Source organism: Acinetobacter sp. D009, assembly GCF_038562025.1.
Taxonomy (GTDB): domain Bacteria; phylum Pseudomonadota; class Gammaproteobacteria; order Pseudomonadales; family Moraxellaceae; genus Acinetobacter; species Acinetobacter pittii.
In genome coordinates this window covers 2,270,766-2,292,687 of record NZ_CP151886.1, presented here as the reverse complement: position 1 = coordinate 2,292,687, position 21,922 = coordinate 2,270,766, and the positions used below count along the sequence as shown (strand labels likewise).

22 protein-coding genes are annotated in these 21,922 nt (G+C 38.2%); 12 read left to right on the top strand and 10 right to left on the bottom strand.

Annotated elements, in window-relative coordinates; all coding sequences use genetic code 11:
• Nucleotides 1–89: 89 nt before the first annotated feature.
• On the top strand, nt 90–995 hold the full coding sequence (locus AAC388_RS10915) for a LysR family transcriptional regulator (RefSeq protein ID WP_342370589.1): 906 nt from the start codon (nt 90–92) through the stop codon (nt 993–995).
• Here the strand turns inward: AAC388_RS10915 and AAC388_RS10910 are convergent.
• Complete coding sequence (locus AAC388_RS10910; RefSeq protein WP_016806122.1) at nt 988–1,290, bottom strand: hypothetical protein; 303 nt, start codon at nt 1,288–1,290, stop codon at nt 988–990. The two genes, AAC388_RS10915 and AAC388_RS10910, sit on opposite strands and share 8 nt — an antisense overlap.
• Before the next feature lie 905 nt (nt 1,291–2,195).
• Between AAC388_RS10910 and AAC388_RS10905 the strand changes: the two genes are divergently transcribed.
• Nucleotides 2,196–2,342: a hypothetical protein gene (locus tag AAC388_RS10905; RefSeq protein ID WP_171265353.1), complete on the top strand. Its 147-nt coding sequence runs from the start codon at nt 2,196–2,198 to the stop codon at nt 2,340–2,342.
• A gap of 193 nt (nt 2,343–2,535) precedes the next feature.
• Here AAC388_RS10905 and surA1 read toward each other — a convergent pair whose 3' ends face one another.
• The 3 genes from surA1 to AAC388_RS10890 all read right to left on the bottom strand — a co-directional run bounded on the left by surA1 (nt 2,536) and on the right by AAC388_RS10890 (nt 3,952).
• The gene (surA1, locus tag AAC388_RS10900) at nt 2,536–2,853 is read right to left on the bottom strand and encodes a surface antigen protein 1 (RefSeq protein ID WP_033850237.1); all 318 of its coding nucleotides are present in this window, start codon (nt 2,851–2,853) and stop codon (nt 2,536–2,538) included.
• A gap of 115 nt (nt 2,854–2,968) precedes the next feature.
• Nucleotides 2,969–3,196: a hypothetical protein gene (locus AAC388_RS10895; protein WP_032062687.1), complete on the bottom strand. Its 228-nt coding sequence runs from the start codon at nt 3,194–3,196 to the stop codon at nt 2,969–2,971.
• Nucleotides 3,197–3,475: 279 nt separating this feature from the next.
• Nucleotides 3,476–3,952 (bottom strand): CinA family protein, encoded by a 477-nt coding sequence (locus AAC388_RS10890; RefSeq protein WP_032062686.1) that lies wholly within the window; start codon nt 3,950–3,952, stop codon nt 3,476–3,478.
• A 316-nt stretch (nt 3,953–4,268) separates the two neighbouring features.
• On the opposite strand from AAC388_RS10890, the gene AAC388_RS10885 reads away from it, so the two are divergent.
• Entirely contained in the window at nt 4,269–5,687 is a 1,419-nt protein-coding gene (locus AAC388_RS10885; protein WP_227061302.1) for an iron-containing redox enzyme family protein, read from the top strand.
• A 41-nt stretch (nt 5,688–5,728) separates the two neighbouring features.
• Nucleotides 5,729–7,873, top strand: coding sequence for a catalase HPII (katE, locus tag AAC388_RS10880; RefSeq protein WP_080759762.1), 2,145 nt, complete (start codon nt 5,729–5,731; stop codon nt 7,871–7,873).
• Nucleotides 7,874–7,927: 54 nt separating this feature from the next.
• On the opposite strand, the gene AAC388_RS10875 is transcribed toward katE, so the two are convergent.
• Nucleotides 7,928–8,806 (bottom strand): SDR family oxidoreductase, encoded by an 879-nt coding sequence (locus tag AAC388_RS10875; RefSeq protein ID WP_342370588.1) that lies wholly within the window; start codon nt 8,804–8,806, stop codon nt 7,928–7,930.
• A gap of 139 nt (nt 8,807–8,945) precedes the next feature.
• Complete coding sequence (locus tag AAC388_RS10870; RefSeq protein WP_032062682.1) at nt 8,946–9,347, bottom strand: DUF6367 family protein; 402 nt, start codon at nt 9,345–9,347, stop codon at nt 8,946–8,948.
• A 474-nt stretch (nt 9,348–9,821) separates the two neighbouring features.
• On the opposite strand from AAC388_RS10870, the gene AAC388_RS10865 reads away from it, so the two are divergent.
• Entirely contained in the window at nt 9,822–11,117 is a 1,296-nt protein-coding gene (locus AAC388_RS10865) for a KGG domain-containing protein (protein ID WP_342370587.1), read from the top strand.
• Between the two features lie 62 nt (nt 11,118–11,179).
• On the opposite strand, the gene AAC388_RS10860 is transcribed toward AAC388_RS10865, so the two are convergent.
• Complete coding sequence (locus AAC388_RS10860) at nt 11,180–11,413, bottom strand: hypothetical protein (RefSeq protein WP_002114518.1); 234 nt, start codon at nt 11,411–11,413, stop codon at nt 11,180–11,182.
• Nucleotides 11,414–11,699: 286 nt separating this feature from the next.
• Here AAC388_RS10860 and umuD point away from each other — a divergent pair, with 286 nt between their 5' ends.
• On the top strand, nt 11,700–12,311 hold the full coding sequence (umuD, locus tag AAC388_RS10855; RefSeq protein ID WP_002114396.1) for a translesion error-prone DNA polymerase V autoproteolytic subunit: 612 nt from the start codon (nt 11,700–11,702) through the stop codon (nt 12,309–12,311).
• 70 nt (nt 12,312–12,381) lie between these two features.
• On the opposite strand, the gene AAC388_RS10850 is transcribed toward umuD, so the two are convergent.
• Nucleotides 12,382–12,993: a LysE family translocator gene (locus AAC388_RS10850; RefSeq protein ID WP_014206465.1), complete on the bottom strand. Its 612-nt coding sequence runs from the start codon at nt 12,991–12,993 to the stop codon at nt 12,382–12,384.
• A gap of 156 nt (nt 12,994–13,149) precedes the next feature.
• On the opposite strand from AAC388_RS10850, the gene AAC388_RS10845 reads away from it, so the two are divergent.
• Complete coding sequence (locus AAC388_RS10845; protein ID WP_000376211.1) at nt 13,150–13,605, top strand: Lrp/AsnC family transcriptional regulator; 456 nt, start codon at nt 13,150–13,152, stop codon at nt 13,603–13,605.
• A 57-nt stretch (nt 13,606–13,662) separates the two neighbouring features.
• Here the strand turns inward: AAC388_RS10845 and AAC388_RS10840 are convergent, their stop codons facing one another.
• The gene (locus AAC388_RS10840) at nt 13,663–15,279 is read right to left on the bottom strand and encodes an allantoin permease (protein WP_002114289.1); all 1,617 of its coding nucleotides are present in this window, start codon (nt 15,277–15,279) and stop codon (nt 13,663–13,665) included.
• Nucleotides 15,280–15,474: 195 nt separating this feature from the next.
• Between AAC388_RS10840 and AAC388_RS10835 the strand changes: the two genes are divergently transcribed.
• From AAC388_RS10835 to AAC388_RS10825, 3 genes are all read left to right on the top strand, one after another.
• Nucleotides 15,475–18,939 (top strand): ATP-binding protein, encoded by a 3,465-nt coding sequence (locus AAC388_RS10835; protein ID WP_342370586.1) that lies wholly within the window; start codon nt 15,475–15,477, stop codon nt 18,937–18,939.
• Complete coding sequence (locus AAC388_RS10830) at nt 18,936–19,895, top strand: response regulator transcription factor (RefSeq protein ID WP_336016179.1); 960 nt, start codon at nt 18,936–18,938, stop codon at nt 19,893–19,895. Before AAC388_RS10835 ends, AAC388_RS10830 begins: the two co-directional genes overlap by 4 nt.
• 142 nt (nt 19,896–20,037) lie before the next feature.
• Nucleotides 20,038–20,322, top strand: coding sequence for a GNAT family N-acetyltransferase (locus AAC388_RS10825; RefSeq protein WP_005069864.1), 285 nt, complete (start codon nt 20,038–20,040; stop codon nt 20,320–20,322).
• Between the two features lie 106 nt (nt 20,323–20,428).
• Here AAC388_RS10825 and AAC388_RS10820 read toward each other — a convergent pair whose 3' ends face one another.
• On the bottom strand, nt 20,429–20,542 hold the full coding sequence (locus AAC388_RS10820) for a hypothetical protein (RefSeq protein WP_079748338.1): 114 nt from the start codon (nt 20,540–20,542) through the stop codon (nt 20,429–20,431).
• Between the two features lie 65 nt (nt 20,543–20,607).
• On the opposite strand from AAC388_RS10820, the gene AAC388_RS10815 reads away from it, so the two are divergent.
• Both AAC388_RS10815 and AAC388_RS10810 read left to right on the top strand, forming a co-directional pair.
• Nucleotides 20,608–21,267, top strand: a complete 660-nt coding sequence (locus AAC388_RS10815; protein ID WP_001104465.1) for an ABC transporter permease subunit — start codon at nt 20,608–20,610, stop codon at nt 21,265–21,267.
• Nucleotides 21,257–21,922: an amino acid ABC transporter permease gene (locus AAC388_RS10810; protein WP_000418072.1), complete on the top strand. Its 666-nt coding sequence runs from the start codon at nt 21,257–21,259 to the stop codon at nt 21,920–21,922. Before AAC388_RS10815 ends, AAC388_RS10810 begins: the two co-directional genes overlap by 11 nt.

Genomic DNA, 21,922 nt, shown 5'->3' with positions numbered 1-21,922 from the left:
TTAAAGTTATCTTGAAACAAATTGCTGGCTTGTTATAGCGACCTAAGCGGAATAAGATTTGTGAATGAAATTCATAAATAGATTTTGTTATGTCCTATTTTGATATTAATCGGTCTGGCGAGTTGACAATTTTTATTCGGGTAGTTGAATTAGGAAGCTTCTCGGCAGTCGCAAGAGCTTGTGACATGACGCCGTCTGCGGTGAGTAAGTTAATTTCTCGGTTGGAAAAAAGACTTGGCGTTAGGTTGCTTAATCGCTCAACACGTCAGTTTCAACTCACCAGTGAGGGATGCCAATTTTATGAGCAAGGTATTCAAATACTTAATAATCTGGATGAACTAGAACAATCAGTTACGGCAAACCATATACCGCAAGGGCGAATTAGAATTCATACCAGTCTTTCATATTGGACACACTTTTTATTACCTTGTATTTCTCTATTTAACGAGTGCTATCCACAAATTGAATTAGAGGCTCATTTGAGTGATGAAATCATTAATTTAGTTGAGCAAAGAATTGATGTCGCAATTCGTACAGGACCTTTGAAAAGCTCAAATTTGGTTGCTCGCTCACTCGGAAGCACTCAGAAACATTATGTATGTTCACCTACATATATTGAAAAGAATGGTTGTCCGCAGCATCCAGAAGAGTTATACGAACATCAGCTTTTAGACGTAAGTTACCAACGTCAAAATAAAACGTGGCTTTTTAAAAAAGACGATCAAGAAATCACACTTGCTCCCACTAAGGTTTTAAGGGTAAATCATGGAGAAGCCATCTTACAGTTAGCGCTTGCAGGTACTGGTATTGCACAGCTTAACCAATTCCAAGTCAAAAAAGCTTTAGAACAGAAACAGTTGGTCAAAATCCTTGAAGACTGGAATATCAAGGCTTCAGAAGAATTTCATACCGTCTGGATCGGACATGATAAATATGTCCCTAAGCGCGTAAGAGCTTTTTTAGATTTCTTGGTAGAGCATGCAAAAGTTAGTTAATGGAGTCTTTTCTTGCGCTTAATTGACATTGGTGCATAGTTTCATTCATAGTTTCCACAAAGTGCATATTCGCATTAATATTTTGTAAGCTTACTTTGGGTAAGTTCTCTACAAACTGCGGCGAATAATGTTTTTCTAAAGAGTTATAAATACAGTTGCATTGTGAAAGTGCACGACCTGCCCAAACACAATGTGTATTAAATTCATTTTTACTGATAGACCTGCAACCTAATAAACTTATAGAACTTATTAATAGGGTGCAGATTAAAACAATACGATATAAAAAAAACATCATTATTGCTCTTCATTGGTTGTTGTTATCGTTAAGTCATGTTTATAGAAATTTTCTAGTCTTTATCGAGCGTTAAATATGGAAATATTTACTCTGAAAAGATAGGAAAGCAGAAACATAAAACTGTAGGATATTTTCTTGAAAATAGTTTCAGTGAAGTAGATAACGTGATGAAGAGTAGAAGAAAAAACACGATATAAAATAATAGTCATTAGAGACTCCTTGATGAAAGAAGTTGCGCCCAATCACTGCTATTAATTATGGTGGTGAAACGAAAGAGGGTTAGCAGACTGATACCTAAGAAACCAGCACACCCGAAGGTGTCCCACTCCCGTTCCTCCGTCAAAGGCACGAGGGGCTACACACCAAAAAACTTGTTTTTAGTGCGCTTAGGTAGACGGTCTGCTAAAACCGACTGACAAAATAGGTCAGCCGGAGCATCATAAGCTGAGCCTTAAAGCGGGTCAATTGCAAAAATAAAAGATTGGTTTATATAAACAAATATTAATATTTTTAAATTTTCATTAATAAAATAATGAGTTATTTAGAATTGAAAATATTAAATAATGGTTCAATAGAGGTTGAAAAATAATTTTTAATGTTTATATATCAAATATTTATTAATTGTTTATTTATATAGTGTTTGCAAGTAATGACTTATTTCAACATAAGTCAAAAAAGAGCGGGAAATTTTGATTTTATGAATATCGTGTAATTAAATAAATAGCTGTTGCCAAATTTTAATTAAAATATCAATTGCAAGAAAAGTAATTTTTTAACATTTATTTTATTTAGATTTTTACAAAAGCTTGCACAACCTACAAAACTTAAGAGAACCACAGCGGTAGGCCAACATAAGATAATGTTATTCATAAGCCTACATCTTAAGATTTATAAGGGTGACCTCAATGTTAAGAATTTTTTGTGCAGTGAGTATGGTTGTTGCAATCGCCATGGGTATGAGCGCTTGCCAAGATCGAAATTCAACAGATGATGATGGAACACATGGCTCTAATGATCCAACCACTTCTCAACAAATAGATAAAAATTCATAATTTTTTATTTAAGGAAATTCATAGTTATGTGGGTTTCCTTAACTTTTTTCTATAAAGTATGTAACATAATAAAAAATTAAAATATAAAATTAATCAATTGGTTAGTATTGTTTAATACACACATCCATAAAAAAAAGCTTATTTCCCAGAGCCAATAGGAAATAAGCTATATGCTTTGGAGCAATTAAGGATGTCACATGTCATCCCATGCATCTTTAATGGCTTGTTTTGCATGTTCCCATTTTAATCGGGATTCAGCTTTGAGTTCTTCCCACTTTTGTTGCAAGCTACCTTCCATATCTTCAAACTGAGTTCCTTCTTTAGATTCTGAACGGGCACGGTGACCTAGTTCATAAGCTGCAGAAAAGTCACGATCATAATCCAGATCTGGCGTAGTTAATTGAGCTTCTTGATAATAAGGTCGAGTAAGATAACTTTCTCGCCAGCGAGAGTCAGAATAATTATGGTCGCCAGCTACTAGTCGAGTATGGTCTGTATTTTGATCTGTCATCAGTTTTTCCTCTTCTCTTATTTAATTTTATGCTTATGTTAAATTTAGGAAGGTGAGAGCACCTTCCTAAATAAAATGAATGACCGCATCAAATGACATTTAAGTCAGCAACGGATTAACGTTGCTGATTATTGTTATTTGAGTTTTGTTGGCCTGAATCTTTTTGATTAGAGCCTTGTTGTTGGCGGCGGTTGTCATTTTGCTGTTGTTGCTGATTGTTTTGTTGCTGTTGATCGTTTTGCTGTTGGTTGCCTTGTTGCTGCTGGTTGTTACGGTTGTCGTTTTGCTGTTGTTGTTGCTGTTGATTATCGCGTTGATTGCCTTGATTATTAGTAGTGCTCATCTTTAATTACCTCATATCATTTATGATGTGTGTTTTATCTGAGAGCTTCAGATAGATTCATTTAAACATGAAATTTTTTAATGTATAGCTTTGGGGTGTTACCCTATATTTAAATGTAAATTTAAAAATTAAATAAAACCTTGATTTCTATAAAATGTAATTTTAATCATTAAACATAATTAATATGAATATAGTTAAAATTACATTTGGGTACATAGAGGTTAAATAAAAGCTATGATCATTTCTAAATATGTATTTGTTATCTTTTATGAAGGAAAGCTATTTTTTATTATCTAATATTATATATTCTATATCTTGAGTAATGTAATAAAGCAGTTGTCTAAGTTTAAGATAGGGTAATCCTTTAAATATACGTCTGAAATTATAAAAATTATCTTTATAATAAATGGAATAAAAAAAGGTACCTACAGGTTTTTCTTGAGTTTCAGAACCTCCTTTTTTTAATAACCCGGTACAGGCAATATAAAGATCGGCATTCAAGAGTTCTTTACCTTTTTTGATCATCTCTACAGTGACTTGCATCGACTCAGGCGTATATTTTTCAATGAGTTCTGGTGAAATATGAAGTGTATTTTCTTTGACACGTAGGTCGTAGCTGACCAAGCTACCAATAAGAATATCACCTGAATAGGGACTCAAAGAAAAGCGATAAGCTAAATAACCTGCCGAAGCACTTTCAAAAAAAGCGATTTTAATTTTTTCTTGTGCTAGTAATTTACAACATGAGTTAAACATTTGTATTCTCCTTACAATTGTTTTTAATTTATTTATAAGATTATTTTTAATTTCTTTTTGTTAAGTTTTTAGTCTTTATAATTTTAAAGGTAAGTTAATTGTAAATATAGTTTATTGTTTATATATTTTTTATAAAAACATATAGTTAAATTATTCTAAAGATGAGAATGTAAGTTTGTGTTATTTTTTATGTTGTTGAAATATAAAGTTTTTAAAATTATGAGTTGTTTCTTAATAACGTAATATAACAAAGATAGGCTGGGATTATTGTTCAGTTAAAGTATGGTAATTTATATCTCACTAAAGGAGAATAGAAATGCCTGTTGTAGTGAAAAAAAGATTATTAGACTTATTACAAGATAATCAACAGAACTATTACGAATTATTTGTTTTTTTCCTTGATCCTGATATTTCTAGTTTTGAAAAAGAGAAGAAAGCAAGAGATTTTCTTAATGAAGAAATAGATAAAATAGATCAAAAGGAAATTGATTTTCCTGCAACTATAAATACAGTTAAAGAATGGTGTGAAAATGACAATAAACAAAATTGTGAGTTATTTCAGGCTTATCTAAATCGTAGACAAAGTGGGGGTGAGAGAGAGTATTTCCAGAATGTCGGACAGGCATTTGAATTTTTGATTAAGGTCTCTCCAACTAAAAAGGTCGACGGTGCATGGCTCTATAGCTCAGTTCACTACTGGAACGATCCGGTTTTTCATGACCTTATTATTACTTATCTAGAAGAGCTGGGACTCGGTGAGCCGAAAGCAAACCATGTCTGTATTTATGATGACTTATTACGTAGTCTGGGGCTTGATAGTTTTGATCTGCTTTTAGAAGATGAATACTATCATAATGCTGTGATTCAGCTGGCGCTTGGCTATGCTCCACCAGAGTTCATTCCCGAAATTGTCGGCTTCAATTTAGGTTATGAGCAACTACCGCTGCATCTACTCATCAGTAATTATGAACTTGCTGAACTGGGTATTGATTCTAAATATTTTAATTTGCACATCACTATCGATAACATTGATAACGGACATGCAGATAAAGCAATTAAAGTTATAGAAAATATTTATGATAAATACAGAGATAAAGAAGCTTTCTTTAATAAATTAAAACGTGGGTTTGCTCTTAATAATCATGGTGTTTCTTCTTCAAAAATTATTAAAAATTTAAATCTTGAAGATTTAGTCCTTAAAATTTTAAAAAGAAAAGCGCTCGTGGGGCAGCTTATTCATAACGAAACTAGACAGTTTGGATGTAAAACCATTAACCAATGGTTATCAAACCCAGAAGACGTTAAAGGTTTGGTCACACATCTTATTGATCACAAATGGATTAAATTGAATACCGACCCTGAGCAGAGTGTGTTCTGGCGGATGATTAATGAAGAAAATGGAAAAATGTTTGGGGTATTTAACCCTGTAGAACGACAAATTATTCATGACTGGATTGCTGGTACTGATCATTCTTCTAACTACTTGGCCTACAGCAGGGAACTTAAGAATAGCCAGCGTATTCAAGATTATCTGTTTAGCTATATTTCTGATGGCGAACTTGATGCGCTCCAAGAGCGTATACGTCAGACACCTGATCTTGCCATAAAAATATGCAAGCTGACTCCGTTTTTGGCTCCAGATTCACACCATAAAAGCATTGGGCTTTGGAGCACACGTAAATATGTCGAGCTCCTTTTTCCATATTTAAGTTCCTTTAACAAAACTAACTCTTGAAGTTTTTAATTCACCCCACGTTTAACTTTAAAACATAGGTAATGAACATGACTGATAATGTTAAATCAACAAATAAAACAAGTGAAATGGCTGGTGCTGATGCTGCAAATAAAGCCAATACTACCCAAAAAACTGAACAATTAGACTCAGTCAGAGACGATGCAACCAATGAAGCATTAACCACAAATCAAGGGGTTAAAATTGCTGATAACCAGAATAGTTTAAGAGCAGGTATTCGCGGTTCGACACTATTAGAAGATTTTATTTTACGAGAAAAGATTACTCATTTTGACCATGAACGTATTCCTGAGCGTATTGTGCATGCACGTGGCGTGGGTGCTCATGGTTACTTTCAGGCTTATGAAGGAAATGAGCGCTTAACAAAAGCTGGTTTTTTGACTGACCCAACCATTCAAACTCCAATTTTTGTACGCTTCTCAACAGTGCAGGGCCCACGTGGTTCTGCTGATACGGTCCGTGATATTCGTGGTTTTGCCATTAAATTTTATACTCAAGAGGGTAATTTTGATTTAGTCGGCAACAATGCGCCTGTGTTTTTTGTGCAAGATGGGATTAAGTTTCCAGACTTTGTTCATGCAGTAAAACCTGAACCAGATACAGAAATACCAACAGGAGCAACTGCACACGATACTTTTTGGGATTTTGTGTCTTTAGTACCTGAGTCAGCACACGCGGTGATTTGGGCTATGTCAGACCGTGCAATTCCACGTAATTTACGCTCAATCCAAGGGTTTGGGGTTCATACATTCCGACTCATTAATGCCGAAGGAAAATCACATTTTGTGAAATTCCACTGGACCCCTAAACAAGGTTTAAGTGCGTTAGTTTGGGATGAAGCTCAAAAGCTTGCTGGTAAAGATCCAGATTTCCACCGTCGCGATCTTTATGAAGCCATTGAAAATGGGGTTTATCCTGAATGGGAACTCGGTGTACAAATTGTTGAAGAAGAAGACGAGATGAACTTTGACTTCGACTTATTGGACCCGACAAAAATTATTCCTGAAGAGTTGGTTCCAGTGACACCAATTGGCCGATTTGTTTTAAACAGAAATGTAGATAACTTCTTTGCAGAAACAGAGCAGGTGGCTTTCTGTCCGGGACATATTGTGCCAGGAATTGACTTTACAAATGACCCGCTTCTACAAGCACGTCTATTTTCATATACCGATACACAGTTAAGCCGTTTAGGTGGACCAAACTTCCATCAAATTCCGATCAATAAACCTGTGTGCCCATTCCACAATAATCAACGTGATGGTATTCACCAGCATACGATTCATAAAGGGCAGGCTTCATATCAACCCAACTCAATTGATAATGATTGGCCAGCCGAAACGCCACCTGCTGCTTCAAATGGTGGTTTTGAAAGCTATCCTGAACAGATTAGCGGACATAAACTTCGTCAAAGAAGCGAGACTTTTTCTGATCATTTTTCACAACCGCGCCTTTACTACAAGAGCCTTGCCCCTCATGAGCAAAAGCATGTGGTCGATGCCTATACTTTTGAGTTAAGTAAAGTGCAACGAAAACACATCCGTGAGCGTCAAGTTCAACAAATTTTAGCAAATATTGATCTCGACTTAGCACGACAAGTAGGTGCTAATTTAGGAATTGAAGTGCCTGATTTAACGCTAGATTATAAAAAAACCGCAGTTGAAAAATCGGCTAAATTATCTTTCTTAGCTTTCCCACCCCAAGATATTCAAGGTCGAAAAGTTGCAGTACTCATCCATAATTTAGTCAAATCTGATGCATTAGAAGCTATGAAAAACTGGGCAATTAAAGAAGGGGTGACTCTTCATTTATTAGCGCCAAGCTTAGCTCCTGTAAAAGATCATCAAGACAATATTATTACGGCAGATGGGATGCAAATGGCTGAACCGTCAATTGCGTATGATGCAGTGATTATTCCTGATGGCGATAACTTAAACGCTGTCATGCAAGACGGAGTGACTCGCCATTATCTATTAGAAGCCTACAAGCATTTAAAACCAATTGCATTTTTAGGTAATAAATCTGATTTACTTGAACCGCTAGGTTTAGTTCCCGATGAAGGCACTCTAGTTGGAGATGAATTCCAGCCGATTGCTGAAAAGTTCAAAAACCTGATTATGGCTCATCGTGTTTGGTCACGAGAACCAATAGCTGCCCACATACCAGCTTAAAAAACAAAAAGCCCTGAAAGTTTTAACTTTCAGGGCTTTTTTATATTTTAGGAATTAACCATTTACGATTTGACCACCATTTACATGAATGACCTGACCTGTAATATAACTTGCATCATCTGAGGCAAGAAAAAGATAGGCGGGAGCAACTTCACTTGGTTGCCCCATTCTTCCCATTGGGGTATCTTTACCAAATTCTTTAACGGTTTCTGCATCGAAACTGCTTGGAATTAATGGTGTCCAGATGGGTCCTGGTGCAACACCATTTACCCGAATTCCTTTTTTCTGTTTCATTAAATTGTTCGATAAGCTACGCGTAAAAGTCGTAATCGCACCTTTGGTACTTGCATAATCAATGAGCTCATCATGGCCTTGATAGCTGGTAATACTGGTGGTGTTAATAATACTGTCACCTTCTTCCATATAAGGAATGGCTTCTTTAGTAAGATAAAACATTGGGAAAATATTAGTTTTAAATGTCTTTTCTAATTGCTCATTACTAATACTTTCAATTTCTTTTTGTTGATATTGCACACCAGCGTTATTCACTAAAATATTAATTTTGCCGTAATGTTGTAGAACTTTATCAATATCGAGTTTTACAACATCTGGGTCAGAAATATCACCTTTTAATAAAAGGCAATGTTGTCCTTCTCTTTCAACGAGTTGTTTAGTGATTTCGGCATCTTGATCTTCTTCGAGATAAAGTATCGCAATATCGGCACCTTCACGAGCAAACAATACTGCGACAGAGCGACCGATACCGCTATCACCCCCACTAATTACCGCAACTTTGCCTTTTAGCTTATCGCTACCTTTATGGGTACTTTTTATTATCTCAGGTTCAGGGTGCATTTTTTCCTGATCACCTGGTTGATGAGATTGAACTTGTGCGGGGGCAGATGTTGGATACTGGTTTGTTGAGTTTTCCATTTTTAAATACCTCGGTTGTAATATCTAATTTTCATATAGTGAGCTGTTACCGCGTAAATGTGAGTAAAATGAATTTTTTAATAAGTTGTCTTTGTTATTTTATTTGTAAGGATGTAAAAAAATATTTTATATTTGAGGGCTAAATAATATCGATTAACTTGATTTTGTTTTTATCAATCATGCTTTCAATAATAGATCTATTTCCTGTATCCTCTAACCAGTTTTCTATCGGTATATTATTAGATAAATCTAATATTTTTTTAATAATTTCTTTTGCTCCATCTATATTTTCTGAATTTTTATTATTTTTAATAGCTATATTATCTAGCAACAGTTTTATATCTTCATGTTCTATATTTTCTGACTTAATAATATATAAGTCTCTTTGGAAGGGATGACTTGCATGAGGTGGGTCTAATCTATAACTCCATTCTTTGTCATAGTCCTGCCATGAGTTTTTCGACTTAATATGTCCTAGTAAAATTTCAGGGATAGAAATATGGATATATTGTAGAGCTGACTGTTGATTTTTTAATTGCATAGTTAAGTTACTCAAACCATCTTATTAAAATTATTTTTAAATATTTATATTAATCTCTCAAGTAAATTGATTCTGAAAATGTAATGATATATGTTATTGTTTTTTAATTAAAATAATTGTTTACCTGTTTTTTTCTCAATAGATCTGATGTTGTGTTATTTTACTGTTTTGTACATTTTGAAATTTTTTGTTATCAGTTAAATTATTTTAACTATGTTTGTAAAACTATATTATAGTGTGCTATTAGGTAATAATGAGTATGTTCATTATTTAAAGAGTAAAATTATTAATAATTAAAATTTTTAAAATATTTTAAAAATAATGACTTTATAGGAAATTTCATTTTTTGATTGATATACATTTAAAAGGATTGATACATCACTTAGGTGGGAAAATATTATAAATATTCTATTGTTATTAAATCCGTTAACCAAAAGCGGTAGTGACTATAATTAAATATAGGAAGATATAACTATGGCTAATACTAGATATGAAGATGATGATAACAATAGAACAGGTACTTCAAATCGTGGATTTGCAAGTATGGATCCTGAAAGAGTACGAGAAATAGCTAGCAAAGGTGGGCGAGCTGCTCACGCGAGTGGTAATGCACATGAGTTCACCTCTGAAGAAGCTCGTGAAGCTGGCCGAGCAGCCCATGCAAGTGGTAACGCTCATGAATTTACGTCTGAAGAAGCACGTGAAGCGGGTGCCTTAAGTCATAAAAATGATGGCCGTAATGGTCGTGGTCGCAGTCGTGATGATGACGACGATGATGACGATCGCGGTAGCCGCTCAAGTGGCCGTGGTCGCAGCCGTTATGATGATGACGATGACGACGATCGCGGAGGCCGCTCAGGTGGTCGAGGCCGAGGTCGCAGTCGCGATGACGATGATGATGACGATCGCGGAGGCCGTTCAGGTGGTCGAGGCCGAGGTCGCAGCCGTGATGACGATGATGATGACGATCGCGGCCGTTCAGGCGGACGAGGCCGAGGTCGCAGCCGTGATGACGACGATGATGACGATCGCGGAGGCCGTTCAGGCGGACGAGGTCGTGGTCGCAGCCGTGATGACGATGATGATGACGATCGCGGAGGCCGTTCAGGCGGACGAGGCCGTGGCCGCAGCCGTGATGACGAGGATGATGATGACGATCGCGGAGGCCGTTCAGGCGGACGAGGTCGTGGTCGCAGCCGTGATGACGATGATGATGACGATCGCGGAGGCCGTTCAGGCGGACGAGGCCGTGGCCGCAGCCGTGATGACGATGATGATGACGATCGCGGAGGCCGCTCAGGCGGACGAGGTCGTGGTCGCAGCCGTGATGACGATGATGATGACGATCGCGGAGGCCGTTCAGGCGGACGAGGCCGTGGTCGCAGCCGTGATGACGATGATGATGACGATCGCGGAGGCCGCTCAGGCGGACGAGGTCGTGGCCGCAGCCGTGATGACGATGATGATGACGATCGCGGAGGCCGCTCAGGCGGACGAGGTCGTGGCCGCAGTCGTGATGACGATGATGATGACGATCGTGGCCGTTCAGGCGGACGAGGCCGTGGCCGTGATGACGATGATGATGATCGCGGAGGCCGTTCAGGCGGACGAGGTCGTGGCCGCAGTCGTGATGACGATGATGATGACGATCGTGGCCGCTCAGGTGGACGAGGTCGTGGTCGCAGCCGTGATGACGACGATGACGATGATGGCCGTGGTCAAAACTCTCGTAATCAAAAACGTGATGCCTACGGACGTTTTACGTCTTAAGCAGAATGTTTTAAAAACAAAGGAGGCTTTTGCCTCCTTTGTTTTTAGCTTACTTACTGTATTTACTGAGGGAGAGGTTGTAGGCCTTTTACAATATCAAGGTATTCAGAACCGTTTAACCAAAAAGATTTTTTCAAAAAAAGTGTCGTCATAATACTTTCGGCTGCTTCGCTATCCGGATTTTCACAAAATAATCCGTAGCTTTCACCTAAAACCGCATCATTTTCAATTAGGCGGATATAGTAAGCATGTTGCTCATTTGCATAACCTAAAACCGCATCACGTTGATTTTTCATTTCGCATGTCTCCATACCAAAAACTGAATTTAACCAGAATGTTAAGTGTTCAGAATCTCATTTGATAAAAATCAAAAAACAGTCAGCGATAACGACTATTTCGAAATAGGTTTTGATTTTCTTCAAATTGCCATTTTGGTTAAAACATCCCTGTTAAAAGCAAAATGGATTAAAATCTGATCATGAGATTTATTGTTATGCAAAAAAAATATTTCGTCAACTTGAAAATGTAACTTTTTCAAGTTACATTGTTTGTGTAGGATTTGAACAGTGGAATGGAGGCAATATGCCAAAGAAAAAAGAGTTCGAGCATGGCGGTGTACGAGAAAATGCCGGACGTAAAGCACAGTTCAATGAACCCACCAAAGTCATTCGTGTCCCCGAGTCTCAAGTTAACTTTATCAAAAATTGGTTACTGAATAATGTCAAAACCAATAACTTGACCGACTTTAACTCAAAACTTAATGTTCAGCAGGTCCACCCGAATAACGATAAAATTTACCACATTCCTTTGGCAACTGAACGTGTTGCGGCAGGTTTTCCTTCACCTGCACAAGATGATATTGAGCAAGCACTCGATTTAAATGAATATTTAATTAGAAATGAAAATGCCACGTTTATTGTCAAAGCCAATTCGTTGTCAATGTTAGATGCTGGAATTGATATTAATGATCCGCTTATTGTGGATCGTAGCATTCCCGCTAAATCGGGTGATATTGTGATTGCACTCATCGATAATGATTTCACTGTGAAGCGCTTAATGATTGATAGTCAATTTCATCCACCTAAAGTTTGGCTAAAAGCAGAAAATCCTGATTATCAGAATATTTATATTGAAGAGGGGCAAGAACTGGTTATTTGGGGAGTCGTGACGTATAACCTCAAACGAATGAGATAATTTTTTCTTATATTTATTATTTAAGTTACTGACCTGAAATCGAGGCCAGTAACTTTTTGCTGAATGACTTTTAAATTTGCCCAATCAATAAGCACGTTGCGATAACAACCATCAAACCACCTGAAAAACGGCCGACTAATTGTGCTGCTTGTGGTCTGGTTTTCAAAATAGCCTCTGAACCATAACCCACTATTAAGTAAATTATCGCGCAGCTAATCATGTGGACAACACCGAAGGCAAGAATTTGTGTTGTCACTGTCCATGAAGCAGTAGTGTCAATAAATTGAGGAAGCAGTGCTAAAAAGAGCAAAAAAACTTTCGGGTTTAATCCACTCACGTAAACTCCTTTGGTTGCCCAGCTCAACCATGACTGAGCTTTTTCAGAACCAGATTCGTTCGGAGTAGGAGGGGTAAGTAATAAGTTTATTCCCATCCATAACAAATAAGCAGAACCTGCAATTGTTAGGATCATCAGAGCAGTTGGATTATTTGCTACAAGTAGACCAACACCAGCCGCTACTAATAAAATCGTAATAAAGTGCCCAAACAGCATACCTGCAACAGCGGGTACGACGACTTTGCCTTTAATCCCTGCCGAAATGGCATAGGCCCAGTCTGCCCCTGGCGTAATAATAAAAAGAATGGAGACGCTCCAAAATGCAATAAAAATGTTAAAAGCCATATGCTTATCTCGGCAAACTATTTTCCAAAGGTTTCACTCGTGGTTTAGAAAAAATCCCTATTTATTCGAGCTTGTTGAAAATAATATGCTCATGTATTTAGAATGTGCTTTTAAATGTTTGCTCATATCACACTCATTTGGGGTAAATTTTTCTAAATGGATCGCACAGATAAAAAGATTCTTGCTGAATTGCAATTGAATGGCCGATTATCTATTACTGAATTGGCAGAAAAAGTTGGTTTGAGCATTTCACCTTGTCATAGACGAGTGAAGGCTTTAGAAGAGTCAGGAGCTATCAAAGGTTATCGGGCAGAGCTCGACCCGAATTTAGTGGGATTTGAATTTTCAGCGATTGTTTTTATTACGCTTAAAGAAGGTGATAAACAGGCAGTCGAGAAATTTGAAAATGCTGTAATAGACATCCCGCAAATTATTCAGGCGCAGCGCTTGTTTGGTGAGCCAGATTATTTACTACATGTGGTGGCTAAAGATTTACCTGCTTTCCAGCGTTTATACGATGAAAAATTATCAGCTATTCCAAGTGTGCAACGACTCATCTCAACCATTGTGATGAAAGATGTAGTGCCTGAACGTTTATTCCCGATTGGCTAAGAATCATCAGATATAAAAAAAGAAGCTTTAAAGCTTCTTTTTTAGTTTTAAGAATATTTAAGCATCGAGTGTTTTACACAAAGAACAGATTGTACCGTTATGTTTGTGAGAGAACATAATATCTGGACGTTCATAACCTTGCTCACATACGCGGCAGTGATAAACAGTTGCTACAGGAGTACCTTCAGCATCATAACGTGGTTCTTTAATGCCGTCATCGTGTGACTTGATGTAGTATTTTCCTTTGGTTAATAAGCCCATGATTGGTGTTAATACAAAGGCAAGTACAAGTGCGATAAGCGGTGAGTAAGGCGCCAAGAAGCTACCCAGTAATCCGAAGAATGCTGCAATTGATAAGCCTGCTGATACAAGGAACGCAACCATGCCGACAGGGTTTACGTTGTATAGCATGTCACGGCGGTATTCTGGCTCTTTCGGTGAAAGTTTTAATACATATTTATTAATTGAAATATCTGTTGCAACAACCACAACCCAAGCAATCGCAAAGTTTGAATAGAACCCTAAGATTTTACCCAGTACCGCGAACATGTTGCCTTCCATTAAAGCAAGCGCAATTGCCAAGTTCACCATCACAAAGACAATACGACCAGGATAATGTTTGCTAATACGTGTGTAGGCACTTGTCCATGCAAGGGAACCAGAGTAAGCATTGGTCACATTAATTTTAATTTGAGAAATAACTACCAAAATCACTGCAAGTGTTAAAGCTGCCCAGCCCGGAAGCATGTCATGAAACGCTGCATTAAACTGTTGAACAGGTTCAGTGCTGTTTACGCCCGGTATTTTAGTAAGTAAATAGAAACCTAAAAATGCCCCAATAATTTGTTTAATCGCCCCTAAAATTACCCAACCCGGACCCGCTGAAATAACCGCAGCCCACCATGCTTTGCTATTTTCTTTTGTTTTAGCAGGCATGAAGCGTAGATAGTCAATTTGCTCACCGATTTGCATGATTAGCGATAAACATATACCAGCACCTAACATGATTGCAGCCATGTCTACAGTTGCAAAACCTTCGTTACCTGTGAAAGTTGCAAACTGGCTGACTAAGGTAGGTTCTTGATAAATCAGATAGGCCACAGGACCAATCATCAGAACGAGCCAAAGCGGGGTAGTCCAGACTTGTAATTTACTTAAGGCTTTCATACCGTAAATCACCAGCGGTATGACCATAACTGTTGAGATGAGGTAACCTGCCCAAAGCGGAATGCCTAAACCGAGCAATAACCCTTGCGCCATGATTGAACCTTCAAGGGCAAAGAAAATAAACGTGAAACTGGCAAAAATGATACTGGTCAGGACTGAGCCGATATAACCAAAACCTGCGCCGCGGGTAATCAAGTCAAGATCGATGTTATAGCGCGCTGCGTAGTAGGCTAAAGGAATGCCGGTTAAGAAGATAATAATCGCTGCAAATAAAATGGAGAAAACAGCATTGGTTGTTCCGTAAGACATACCAATACTGGCGCCAATAGAAAAGTCAGCAAGATAGGCAATACCACCAAGTGCAGTAATAGCGACAACTTTGGGACTCCAGCGCCGAAAGCTGTGTGGAGCATAACGTAAAGTATAATCTTCTAAGGTTTCATTCACTGCTTTTTGTGAATCTGTACCTTGCACAGTGTCCAGATTTGGATGTTCAGATACACTCATAACATCAATCTCCCAATCATTTTCGGTCAATCAACACAAATATTGATCATTGTTTTTTGATGTTTTTGAGTGTGTGATTTTTGGGAAAAATTGAAAATACGTTATTTTGCGTATATGTACGTATTAGAGAAAATCGCCATGATAAATGACTTTTGGCATAAGGATTGCTGGGTTTAATGCAGCCCCATCCAAAACATGAGTGTTATGCCAGATTCTTCACGTCCCCAACAAGCGCCGCAACGTGTGATCAAAACACGCCGTGAATATAATATTTGGGTGGCAGATGAAAGTATTGAAGATTATGCGCTCCGCTATGCACCCACCTCAGTACGTAAATGGTCGCCTTGGACGGTGACCAACACCGCAATTTCGACCGTTAGCTTTTTGGCTATGGAAGCCATTGGGGCGACCATGCTTTGGCAGTATGGCTTTAGCAATGCGTTATGGGCAGCAATTGTCGTATGCACCATCATATTTTTGACCAGTTGGCCGATCAGTTACTACGCCGCAAAATATAATGTAGATGTTGATCTGCTTACTCGTGGTGCAGGTTTTGGCTATATTGGCTCGACCATTACGTCTCTGATTTATGCCAGCTTTACCTTTATTTTGCTTGCGTTTGAAGCCGCAATTATGGCAATGGCACTTGAGCTTGCTTTAGGCATTCCGCAAGTTATTGGTTACTTAATTTCTGCCTTAGTGATTTTGCCTTTAGTAGTCAAAGGCATTGGTTTTATTAATAAAGTTCAGGCGATCACACAACCAATCTGGCTCTTATTGCTGTTGTTACCGTGGTTTTTTGTACTATGGAAACAACCACAAATTTTAAGTAGTAGCTTGCATTTTGTTGGGGCAGTTTCAAACTCAACCGATTTTAATCTGTATTACTTTGGTGCGGCGTGCACTCTTATTTTTTCATTTGTGATCCAAATTGGTGAGCAAGCCGACTATTTACGTTTCTTACCCCAGCAAGAAAAAAACAGAACTGCATGGCGTTTTGCCGTTTTTTTAGGTGGCCCATCTTGGATTATTTTTGGATTTCTAAAAGTCTTGATGGGCATGCTGCTGATGGTGTTGGCTTTTCAGCTGTTTATTCCTATCTCTGAACTAGACAATCCGACTTATCTATATTGGGTCGCCTATCAACAGTTTATTCCAAACCCTCAGCTTGCTTTAATATTGACTCTAGCACTAGTTTGCTTGGCGCAAATTAAAATTAATATGACCAATGCCTACGCTGGTTCACTGGCATGGTCAAACTTTTTTGCTCGCTTAACTCATAGCCATCCGGGGCGAATTGTCTGGCTTCTTTTTAACGTTTTTATTGCTATTGTTTTGATGGAAATGGGCATTAGCCATGCAGTGGAGCGCATTTTGGGGCTATATAGCAATATTGCTTTGGCATGGATTGGTGCCGTTGTTGCCGATTTAATTATCTGTAAACCTTTAGGTTTAAGCCCAAAGGGAATTGAATTTCGCCGTGCTTACTTATATGACATTAACCCCGTAGGTGTGGGTGCCTTACTCATCGCTTCAGTGTTATCTATGCTTAGCTATTTGGGCTTTTTCGGACTCATGGCAAAAGGATTGGCGAGTTTTATTGCTTTGGGGAGTGCGGTGTTATGTGTTCCTGTTATTGCCTACCTAACCAAAGGCAAATATTACATTGCACGCCAGCCTGAAAAAATTCAGGCGACGTCGGTTGCTAATTGTGTGGTGTGTGAACGGGACTATGAACTTGCAGATATGGCAAGCTGTCCTGCCTATAACGGTACGATTTGCTCATTATGCTGTTCACTTGAAGCACGCTGTCACGATTTATGTAAACCTGATGCACGTTGGTCGGTACAACTTAAAAAAGCCATCTGGCACTATTTACCAGAACGCTGGGCGAGCCGTTTAAATAGTCGAGTCAGTTTATATTTATTACTGACTTTAGGGCTGTCGATTGTTCTGGCAGTGAGTTTAAGTCTGGTTTATATCCAAGAAAAAACCTATTTAGAAACCATTAATGCGGCAGCCGTTCCTCAGCTATTTACGCTATTTGTCAAAATTTATACCATTTTATTTCTATTGATGAGTGTTGCTGCTTGGTGGCTCGTATTAAACGATGAAAGCCGTCGTAATGCTGAAATCGAAACACACCAGCAAACAGCATTATTGATTGATGAAATTGCTGCCCATGAAGTCACTTCAAAAGACTTACAAGATGCCAGAATTTCAGCAGAACGGGCAAATGATGCAAAAAGCCGTTATGTCATTGGCATTAGTCACGAACTAAGAACGCCTCTAAATAGTATTTTAGGCTATAGCCAATTACTTCAAAAACAAGAGCAGCTTTCAGAACAAGGCAAAATGGCGCTCGGGGTGATCAGCCGTAGTGGGCAGCATTTGACTTCACTGATTGATGGTTTATTAGATTTAGCACGCATTGAAACAGGCAAAATTTCTTTAAATGTAGTGGATGTTCATTTCCCCAATTTTATTGAACAGATTATTCAAATGTTTCAGCCTCAGTTTGAACAGAAGAATTTACAGTTTGTTTATGAAATTGGAGAGAACTTACCGCATTATGTGCGTACCGACAAAAAACGCTTAGAACAAGTGCTCATCAATTTACTGGGCAATGCTTTAAAGTTTACAATGAGCGGCACAATTACTTTGAAGGTTGAGTACCGTTTTCAAACGGCTTATTTTGAAATTAGAGATACGGGCTGTGGTATTGCCGAGGCAGATTTAGAGCGAATCTTTAATCCGTTTGAACGGGGCAGTAATGTGGTTCAAGGCGGATTTACCGGAACAGGACTCGGACTACCAATTGTAAAATTATTAGTCGATTTACTTGGTGGCCAGTTATCTGTGACTAGTCAGCTCAATCAGGGTTCACAATTTAAGATTAAGTTTTACTTACCTTCAAAAGAAGTAGTTCATCCAATTTCTAATGTCTACTCCAACCAAATTACGGGTTATCAAGGCGAGCGTAAACGAATTTTGGTTGTCGATAATGAAGCTGTGGACCGAGGTTTAGTTGCTAATTTTCTCAAACCTTTGGGATTTATGATTGAAGAAGCCGAGTCGGGCATTGACTGTTTAAGACGAGTACCTATTTTTCAACCTAACCTGATTTTGATGGATTTAAATATGCCTTTGATGGGCGGGTGGGAAACAGCACGATTATTGCGTCAGAATAATATTACCAATGTGCCGATCTTAATTATTTCAGCGAATGCAGGCGAGCGTGAAGTCAATCCACAAGATGCGGTCTTAAGTGAGGACTTTATGTTAAAGCCAATCGATCTTAATTTGTTGCTGAGTAAAATTGGAGATAAGTTGGGCTTGGTATGGATTGATTTTAAATCGGAAGCACACCTTGAAAATAATGAAGTTCAAGCGCTTGATTTAAACGTGTTTAAGCAGGAGCAAGCTGCTGTTCATACACCAATCCAACAACCAGAAGATAATAATTTGCTTGATTTACCGCAAAGCTTGCAACAGTTAAATGATTTGATTGGGCAGGGTTATATTCGTGGAATTCAACAGACTTTAACGCAATGCCGTCAGAATTTTCCGGAGCATAAAGAGTTATGGGAACAGCTGGAACAGGCTATTCAAAAGTTTGATTTAAAACACGCCCAACGATTAATTCAGGATAAGCAATGAGTACGCAACATGTTTCTTTTCAGCAAGCTTCGCCAAACGAGCAGGCTGTTATTCTGATTGTGGATGATGTGCCGGAAAATTTAGGCTTGTTACATGAAAGTCTGGATCAGGCAGGTTATCGCGTACTTGTCACAACCGATGGGTTGAGTGCAATTGAAATTGCCCACCGATGCTTACCAGATATGATTTTACTCGATGGCAATATGCCACATATGGACGGTTTTGAAAGTTGTATACAGCTTAAAGCGAGCCCAATTACACAGTTTATTCCCGTCATTTTTATGACAGGTTTGTCTGAGACAGAGCATATTGTGCGTGGTTTTCAGGTCGGTGGGGTGGACTATGTAACCAAACCTTTGAATATTGAAGAAGTATTAGCAAGGGTAAAAACACATTTGGTACATGCCAAACTATTGCAACAACAGAAACAGGTAATTGATGCAACGGAAACAGCCATTCTTGCGCTAGATGTTCACGGTAAAATTGTTTGGAAAACCCAAAAGGCTAATGATCTACTGAATCAATATTTACCTGAATTAGAGGGCTTTGAAGCAGGCTTAAAAGCTTGGTTTTCAGATTTGGAACATGAAAAAGACCCCAAAAAATTAACCAGCTGTTCTTATTCGACACCATCTCAGCAATTACAGCTTTTATTGCTTACGCCGTGGCAAACTGAACAAAGTGTGGCAAAAAATTATCTGATACAGATTAAGACTTCTACGCCAGCTTTGGAAATAGCTGATATTTTAAAATATTGCCGGCAGTTGACTCAACGTGAGGCAGAAGTCATGCACTGGTTGTTGTTAGGAAAAACCAATAAAGACATTGCAGAAATTTTGGAGCTTAGTCCACGGACGGTAAACAAGCATTTGGAGCATATTTTTGAAAAACTTTGCGTTGAAAACCGAACTGCTGCTGTGGCGCACATTAATAGTCTGGTGCAAGAGTTTCACTAATTTAATTGACGATTGTATTTAAAAAGCATACAGACTCACTGCTAAAAATAGTCTATTTTTTTACACTTAAATTTGTTCTTATAGATAAAGATATATAAAGTCATTTTTAAATAAATTTGAGCCATAATACGAGGAATTCATTGTGAATATTCAACAAAAAGATGATGCAAAACACGGCAGCTTTAGCTTACTTGATGGAGAAACCGTTGCGGGTGAAATGACTTATACATGGGCAGGCGAAGGCATGCTGATTATTGACGCTACAGATGTAAATGAAAATTATCGGGGACAAGGCGTAGGTCGCCAATTACTGGATGCTTTGGTGGCTTTTGTTCGTGAAAAAGACGTAAAAGTAATTCCGCTTTGCCCATATGCTAAATCGGTTTTTGATAAAGACCCAAGCATTGGCGATGTACTTAGAAAATAAGCAGTAGATTAAAAATTATTTAATAAAAATCGGGCGTTGGTGTCCGATTTTTTATTGGTTTTATTATTCATCTTTGTTTTAGTGAATATGTTTTGAGCGGTTGTATTCAATTGATTCGAAGGTTTTCGATTGCCAGATCGAATTTATCAAACTTATAGAAAAGCTTATCTAATAAAAATAGTTTTAGACCAATTGGGAAAAAAATAAACTCGTTGCACAAATATTTAATAGCTGACGAAAGCTAAATATTTATAGCGTTTTAATATTATTTTTTTGGAATTTTCCTTGAACTGGCAGTATATCCATAGTGTGTTGCCGCAATTTTTCTCTGCAACTTTGACCACGCTGAAAATTTCAATTATCAGCATTATTTTGGCAATTATTGTGGGGCTAATTTGCAGCATTTTAATCACATATCGCGTGCGGGTGCTAAATAGAATTGCCCAGTTCTATATTGAGTTATCTCGAAATACCCCTTTATTAATTCAACTGTTCTTTTTGTATTACGGTTTGCCAAAGCTTGGCATCAAAATCGATGGTTTCGCCTGTGGTGTGATCGGACTGACCTTCTTAGGTGGAAGCTATATGGCCGAAGCTTTCCGAGCAGGTTTGCAATCTGTTGCAAAAGGGCAGATTGATTCTGCAAAAAGTATTGGTTTGCAACCGACTCAAATTTTTAGATATGTCATTTTTCCTCAAGCACTTGCCATTTCAATTCCGGCAATAGGGGCAAATTGTCTATTTCTGATTAAAGAAAGTTCTGTGGTTAGTGCCATTGCTGTTGTTGAGCTGCTTTTTGTCACCAAAGACTTAATTGGTATGGACTATAAAACTACCGAAGCTTTGTTTTTACTCATCATGGCTTATCTGATTATTTTATTGCCTGTGTCTATTTTAACCAGTTATCTGGAGCACAGAAGTCGGAAGGTGAGCCATGGAACTTGATTATCTATTTCAAGCGAGTCATCTCGAACGATTAATGTGGGGACTTTGGGCAACTGCAAAAATTGCATTTATTTCAGTGTTTTTCTCTGCAATTTTTGGCACAGTTTTCGGCGTCATTATGACTTCTAAAAACATAGTCGTTAAATCGCTGTGCCGCCTGTATCTAGAAGCCATTCGAATCATTCCAATTTTAGTTTTGCTGTTCGTGTTTTATTTCGGCTTTGCGACATGGTTTAACTGGCAGTTTTCAGCAATGTGGGTGTGTGTTGTTGTGTTTGTTTTATGGGGTACGGCAGAAATGGGCGATTTGGTTCGTGCTGCCATTACTTCAATTGATCAACATCAACGCGATTCGGCCTATGCGCTCGGACTTACCCACGTTCAAGCTTTGATCTACGTCATTTTTCCGCAAAGTCTAAAACGAGTAACACCAGGCGCGATTAATTTATTTACCCGAATGGTGAAAACCAGCTCTTTGGCGGTACTGATTGGCGTGGTTGAGGTCATTAAAGTTGGCCAGCAAATTATTGAAAACTCGCTGCTAACCGTGCCGAGCGCTTCTCTTTGGATTTATGGCTTTATTTTTATTTTGTATTTTCTGATTTGCTATCCCTTATCTCGTTTGGCGGCACATTTAGAAAAGGTCTGGGAGTAA